Annotated in this window: 2 protein-coding genes; both read right to left on the reverse strand. The window is 73.1% G+C overall.

The features are described 5' to 3' along the window. Positions 1 to 136: 136 nt before the first annotated feature. Positions 137 to 1237 (reverse strand): magnesium and cobalt transport protein CorA, encoded by a 1101-nt coding sequence (locus KBX53_RS32070; protein ID WP_210863576.1) that lies wholly within the window; start codon positions 1235 to 1237, stop codon positions 137 to 139. 123 nt (positions 1238 to 1360) lie between these two features. Then, on the reverse strand, positions 1361 to 1722 hold a 362-nt coding region (locus tag KBX53_RS32075; RefSeq protein WP_210863578.1), incomplete at its 5' end, for a class F sortase.

The raw sequence follows: 1722 nt of genomic DNA on the forward strand, positions 1-1722 counted from the left end.
GGAGACCGCGCACGTGCTCGGCGAGTTGGAGTACGACCTGGCGGCCTTCACCCACGGTCCCGAGTTGACCGACAACCCCCGCGACCGCATCCGCGCCTTCCTCTCCGCGCATCGTTGAGCGGCCCGCCGGCGGGCCTCACAGCCAGCCGGACCGGCGGAACAGGCGGTACAGGAACACTGCCGCCGCCGCCATCAGGGTCAGCGCCCCGGCGTAGCCGTAGCGCCAGGCCAGCTCGGGCATGTGGTCGAAGTTCATGCCGTAGATGCCGGCGATGCCGGTCTGGGTTGCCGCGATGGCCGCCCAGGCGGCGATCTTGCGCATGTCGTTGTTCTGCTCCACGGCGAGCTGCGCCAGCCGCGACTGGACGATCGAGGTGAGCAGGTCGTCGTACGCGGCCACCCGATCCACCGCCCGGCTCAGCCGGCCGTCCACGTCGACGAACCAGCGGTGCAGGGCGCGCGGCGGGCCGTCGGGTTCGAGCAGCGTACGCATCGGCGCCTGCAACGGCAGGACCGCCCGCTTGAACTCCACCACCTCCCGTTTGAGCTGGTAGATGTGCTGGATGTCGGCCGTGCGGTCGCGGGCGAACACCGCCTCCTCGACCCGCTCGAGGTCGCGTTCCACGTGCCCGGCCACCTCCAGGTAGGAGTCGACCATGCGGGCGCAGACCGCGTACGCCACCGCCCACGGGCCGGCGGCCAGCAGCGCGGGGCGGCGCTCGATGTCGGCGCGGACGCTGCGCAGCGCCCCGGCGGCACCGTGCCGCACAGTGATGGCGAAGCGGTCACCGAGCAGCACCATGACGTCCCCGGTGTCGATGACCTCGGAGGTGTCGGTCAGCTCGTCGTGCTCCACGTACCCGGCGGTGCGCAGGACCAGCAGCGTGACCGGCCCGTTGCGCTGCACGGTGGGCCGGTGCCCGTCGGCGAGCGCCTGTTCGACGGTCAGCTCGTCGAGGCCGAAGGTCCGGCCGACCGCGGCGAGCACGGCCGCGCCGGGATCGTGCAGTCCGAGCCACACGAAGGCGTCGCGGCCGTGCCGGGCCCGGGCGTACGCGTCGGCGTAGTGGAGGTGACCGGGTTCCCGGCGGCCGTTGACGTAGACGGCGCAGTCGACCACGGCGTCCGGGTTGGACCGACGGGGGGTGGGGGAGCCGTCCTCGATCCGTCCGAGCAGTCGACGGGCCAGGGCCCGTACGCGTCGACCTGTTCGGTCCCGTACCGGTCGCTGATCCACCGCGTGCCTCCCCGCCGCCGACGCACCACCTCGATCAGGGATGGTGCCACCGCATTCTGCCGAGCAGGGCCCGGCGCACGGCAGCGGGGCGGCGGTGCGGGTGACTGAGGCGGGCCACCCCGTTCAGGCGGTGCGGGTGGCGAAGACGACGACGTTGTCGACGTAGTTGCCGCTCGTGGCGTCGAACCGGCCGCCGCAGGTGATCAGGCGCAGCTCGGCGGCGTCCGCCGGGCCGTAGACCAGCGTGGTGGGGAAGTGCTCCTTGGGGTACGCGCGAACGGCGTCCACTGTGAACGTCGCGACCCGTGCGTCGGCGCGGGTGACCTGGACCTGCTGCCCGGCGCGGAGCCGACCGAGGTCGAAGAAGACCGCCGGGCCGGACGGCGCGTCGACGTGTCCCACCAGGACGGCGTTGCCGGTCTCGCCGGGGCTGACCCCGTGCCGGTACCAGCCGGCTAGGGTGGGCCGGTCCAGTGGCGGCACCT

Source organism: Micromonospora sp. M51, assembly GCF_018070305.1.
Taxonomy (GTDB): Bacteria; Actinomycetota; Actinomycetes; order Mycobacteriales; family Micromonosporaceae; genus Micromonospora; species Micromonospora parva.